The sequence below is a fragment of the Streptomyces fuscigenes genome (genome assembly GCF_021556455.1).
GTDB lineage: Bacteria > Actinomycetota > Actinomycetes > Streptomycetales > Streptomycetaceae > Streptomyces > Streptomyces fuscigenes.
In genome coordinates this window covers 1-4,403 of record NZ_JAKGCV010000451.1, presented here as the reverse complement: position 1 = coordinate 4,403, position 4,403 = coordinate 1, and the positions used below count along the sequence as shown (strand labels likewise).

The following is a 4,403-nucleotide window of genomic DNA, read 5'->3' as shown; positions in this document are numbered from 1 at the left end:
CCTGCTGGCCGCGGCGGGCAGCGCGCCCGCGCGGGCGCTCTCGCTGCCCGAGGCCCTCGGTGTCTCCGGCACGGCCGCGGCCGCGGCGGCCCTGCTCGTGTTCTCGCTGCCGGGGTCGAGGCCCGGGCTGCGGCACGCGACGGCCTCGGGCGTCGCGTCCGGCGTCGCCTCCGCGCTCACGCAGACCGTCACCGTCACGCTCACCGGACACGGCGTCGGCGGGCTGCCCGTGTGGGGCATCGCGATCGTGGTGGTGTTCGTCGCCGCCTTCGCCTGCGGCGGCCTGCTGCTGGCGCAGGTGTCCTACCGGGGCGGGCTCGGCGCCCCGCTCGCACTGCTGACCCTCGCCAACCCGGTGGCGGCCTCCGCGGTCGGGCTCATCCTGCTGGGCGAACGGCTCCAGGGCGGTCCGTTCGGCATCGCGGCAGCCGCCGCCGGCGCGGTCCTCGCCGCGCGCGGCGTCGTCCTGCTGACCCGCGCGGCCGACCCCGCACGGCGGCCGAGCAGGGCGAACGCCCCGGAGCCGAGGACGGCGCCGGTCGCGGCCGGGGGGCTGCCGGGCGTCCCGGCGCAGCCGACGAAGCGCCGGGCGGGGCGCGCGTGAAGATCCTCTGTGGGGCCGGTTAAGAAATCCTCGATGGACGGGGGAGCCCGGGTGCGGCGAGATTGGAGCGGAACACGATCGTCCGCACTCGTCACGCCCGGGAGCCCCGCCGATGAAGGCACTCGTCAAGCAGCATGCCGAACCGGGGCTGTGGCTCCTTGACGTACCGGAGCCCGAGTACGGCCCCGGCGAGGTGCTGATCAAGGTCCTGCGCACCGGCATCTGCGGAACCGACCTGCACATCAGATCCTGGGACGGGTGGGCCCGGCAGGCCATCTCGACGCCGCTGGTCATCGGCCACGAGTTCGTCGGCGAGGTCGCCGCCGTCGGCGGCGGCGTCCCGGACATCGCGGTGGGCGACCTCGTCAGCGGCGAGGGCCACCTGGTCTGCGGAAAGTGCCGCAACTGCCTCGCCGGCCGCCGCCACCTGTGCCGCAACACCGTCGGTCTCGGCGTGGGCCGCGACGGGGCGTTCGCCGAGTACGTGGTGCTGCCCGCGTCCAACGTGTGGGTCCACCGCACGAAGGTCGACCTGGACGTCGCCGCCGTCTTCGACCCGTTCGGCAACGCCGTGCACACCGCGCTCAGCTTCCCCGCCCTCAACGAGGACGTGCTGATCACCGGCGCGGGCCCCATCGGCATCATGGCCGCCGCCGTCGTCAAGCACGCCGGCGCGCGCAACGTCGTCATCACCGACGTCAGCCCGGAGCGCCTCGACCTCGCGCGCAAGGTCGGCGTGACGCTCGCCCTCGACGTCTCCCGGGGCACCATCGCGGACGCGCAGGAGCGCCTCGGCCTCAAGGAGGGCTTCGACATCGGCCTGGAGATGTCCGGCCGGCCCGAGGCCGTGCGGGACATGCTGGACAACATGACGCACGGCGGCCGCATCGCCATGCTCGGCCTGCCCGCGGGCGAGTTCGCCGTCGACTGGTCGAAGATCGTGCAGAACATGATCACGATCAAGGGCATCTACGGCCGGGAGATGTTCGAGACCTGGTACGGCATGCAGGTGCTCATCGAGGGCGGCCTCGACCTGAGCCCCGTGATCACCGGAAGCTACGGGTACGAGGACTTCGACGCGGCCTTCGACGAGGCCGCGACCGCGCGCAGCGGCAAGATCATCCTCAACTGGGACCACTGACACCCCGACCGGGACCACCGACAACCGAACCCGCACACGAATCCGGGAGCTCATCACACATGTTCGCGTCTGTACGGGACGACCTGCGTGCCACCCTCGACGAGATCCGCGAGGCCGGACTCTTCAAGCCGGAGCGGGTGATCAGCACCCCGCAGAGCGCGTCCGTCGGAGTCGGGCCCGGCGGCGCCGAGGTCCTCAACTTCTGCGCCAACAACTACCTCGGCCTCGCCGACCACCCCGACGTGCTCGCCGCCGCGAAGGGCGCGCTGGACCGCTGGGGCTACGGCATGGCGTCCGTGCGCTTCATCTGCGGCACGCAGGAGATCCACAAGGAGCTCGAAGCGCGCCTTTCGGCCTTCCTCGGGCAGGAGGACACGATCCTCTACTCGTCCTGCTTCGACGCGAACGGCGGTGTCTTCGAGACGCTCCTCGACGGGCAGGACGCCGTCATCTCCGACGCGCTCAACCACGCCAGCATCATCGACGGCATCCGCCTGTCGAAGGCCCGCCGCTACCGCTACGCGAACCGCGACATGGCCGAGCTGGAGGAGCGCCTCAAGGAGGCGGGCGACGCGCGCCGCCGCCTGATCGTCACCGACGGCGTGTTCTCCATGGACGGCTACGTCGCCCCGCTGCCGGAGATCTGCGATCTCGCGGAGCGCTACGACGCGATGGTCATGGTGGACGACTCCCACGCGGTGGGCTTCGTCGGCGAGGGCGGGCGCGGCACGCCCGAACTGCACGGCGTGATGGACCGGATCGACATCATCACCGGCACCCTCGGCAAGGCACTGGGCGGCGCATCCGGCGGCTACGTCGCGGCGCGGGCCGAGATCGTGGCGCTGCTGCGCCAGCGCTCCCGCCCGTACCTGTTCTCCAACTCCCTCGCGCCGACGATCGCCGCCGCCTCGCTGACGGTCCTCGACCTGCTGGAGAGCGCGGGCGAGCTGCGCGAGACGCTCAAGGCGAACACCGCGCTCTTCCGCCGCCGGATGGCCGAGGAGGGCTTCGACATCCTCCCCGGCGACCACCCCATCGCCCCGGTGATGATCGGTGACGCGGGCGAGGCGGGCCGGATGGCCGAGCTGCTGCTGGAGCGCGGCGTGTACGTGATCGGCTTCTCGTACCCGGTGGTGCCGATGGACCGGGCCCGCATCCGCGTGCAGCTGTCGGCGGCGCACTCTCCGCAGGACATCGAGCGGGCGGTGGCGGCGTTCGTCGACGCCAGGACCGCGCTGAAGGGCTGAGGGACACCGGCGGCGCCTGGGCGGCGCCGGCCCCGGGCGGGCACGCGGCGGGCAGGTGCCGCGGGCCGGACCCGCTCGCACACCGGGCGGGGGCGCGGCCGTGGCGCCCCGCCCCTGCTCGGGCCGTCCCGCCGCCCGCACACCGGCGCGGCGCCATGGCCGACAATGGACGGGTGATCGACCCGAAACGCCTGCGCGTCCTGCGGGCCGTGGCGGACCACCGCACGGTGACCGCCGCGGCCGCGGCGCTCTACCTCACGCCGTCCGCCGTCTCCCAGCAGCTCGCCGCGCTGGAGGCCGAAACGGGGCACGCGCTGCTGACCCGCAGCGGACGCGGCGTCCGGCTGACGGCGGCCGGGGAGATCCTGCTCGCCCACACCCACGCGGTCCTCGCCCAGCTGGAGCGGGCCGAGGCCGAGCTCGCGGCGTACGCGGGCGGCGCGGCGGGCGAGGTGACGGTCGCCTCGTTCGCCACCGGCATCGCCGAGGTACTGGCCCCGGCCCTGCGCACCCTGGCCGCCCGGCACCCGGGCATCCGGGCCCGGGTACGGGACGCGGAGGGCGACGAGAGCCTGCCCATGGTGCTGGACGGCGCGGCCGACGTGGCGGTCGCCGTCGAGTACCGGGGCGCGCCCAAGGAGGACGACGTACGCCTGTCACGGGTCCCGCTGTACGCGGAGCCGTTCGACGCCGTCCTGCCGGACGACCACGCGCTCGCCGCGCGGCCCGAGGTGGCTCTCGCCTCGCTCGCGGACGCCGACTGGATCGGTCAGTACCCGGGCAACCCCTGCTACGAGGTGACGCAACTCGCCTGCGAACAGGCCGGGTTCGAGCCACGCCTGGTGCACGCCTCCGACGACTTCCGCGCCGTCGTGGCCCTCGCGGGCGCGGGCGCCGGAGTGGCCCTCGTGCCGCGCTCGGCGCTGCGGGGCATGGAACTCAAGGGCACGGTGGTGCGCCCGGTCGCGGGTCCGCGCGCCACCCGGCGCGTCTTCGCGGCCGTGCGCACCGGCGCCGAGGCCCATCCGCTGATCGCCCCGGTGCTGGCGGCGCTGTCCGACGCGGCGGGGGGACTGACGACGGGCTGACGGGCCGCGCCCGCGAGGGGCCCGGCACCGCCGCCCGTCCGGCGCCCGCAAGGATCCCGGCCGGTGGGTCAGGCGAGCAGGCCCGGCGCCGCCCGGTCCAGGACGGAGGCGATCCGCTCCCAGGTCTCGGTGTCGCGCTCCACCGCCTCCAGCTCCACCCCGGCGCCCGTCTCCCAGCGCGTCGCCACGGCGACCGCGTCCTCGCCGTCCGCCGCGCCGGCAGCCAGCGCCGCCGCGCCGAGCGCGACCAGTTCGCCGCTCGCGGGCACGACGACCGGGCGGCCCGAGAGCCTGCGCACGGTCGACGTCCACATCCGGCCCTG

The 4,403-nt window shown here is 74.5% G+C and carries 3 protein-coding genes and 2 pseudogenes; 4 read left to right on the top strand and 1 reads right to left on the bottom strand.

The genetic code is table 11. The annotated features are described in order from the left end of the window. The 4 genes and pseudogenes from L1885_RS24425 to L1885_RS24410 form a co-directional block, all read left to right on the top strand. A pseudogene (locus tag L1885_RS24425) lies at positions 1-604 on the top strand (hypothetical protein); the annotation flags it as partial. A 112-nt stretch (positions 605-716) separates the two neighbouring features. After that, positions 717-1,745, top strand: coding sequence for an L-threonine 3-dehydrogenase (gene tdh / locus L1885_RS24420; protein WP_235799327.1), 1,029 nt, complete (start codon positions 717-719; stop codon positions 1,743-1,745). Between the two features lie 59 nt (positions 1,746-1,804). After that, a complete protein-coding gene (locus L1885_RS24415) occupies positions 1,805-2,992 on the top strand; it encodes a glycine C-acetyltransferase (RefSeq protein WP_235799326.1) in 1,188 nt (395 codons plus the stop codon). 173 nt (positions 2,993-3,165) lie between these two features. Then, complete coding sequence (locus tag L1885_RS24410; protein ID WP_235799325.1) at positions 3,166-4,080, top strand: LysR family transcriptional regulator; 915 nt, start codon at positions 3,166-3,168, stop codon at positions 4,078-4,080. A 68-nt stretch (positions 4,081-4,148) separates the two neighbouring features. Here the strand turns inward: L1885_RS24410 and L1885_RS24405 are convergent. After that, positions 4,149-4,403 (bottom strand): annotated as a pseudogene (locus L1885_RS24405) (xylulokinase); the annotation flags it as partial.

What these genes read in the sequence shown, in the direction of transcription:
- L1885_RS24415 (WP_235799326.1), top strand. Translation starts at nt 1,805, where the DNA reads ATGTTCGCGTCTGTACGGGACGACCTGCGTGCCACCCTCGACGAGATC.
- tdh (WP_235799327.1), top strand. Translation starts at nt 717, where the DNA reads ATGAAGGCACTCGTCAAGCAGCATGCCGAACCGGGGCTGTGGCTCCTT.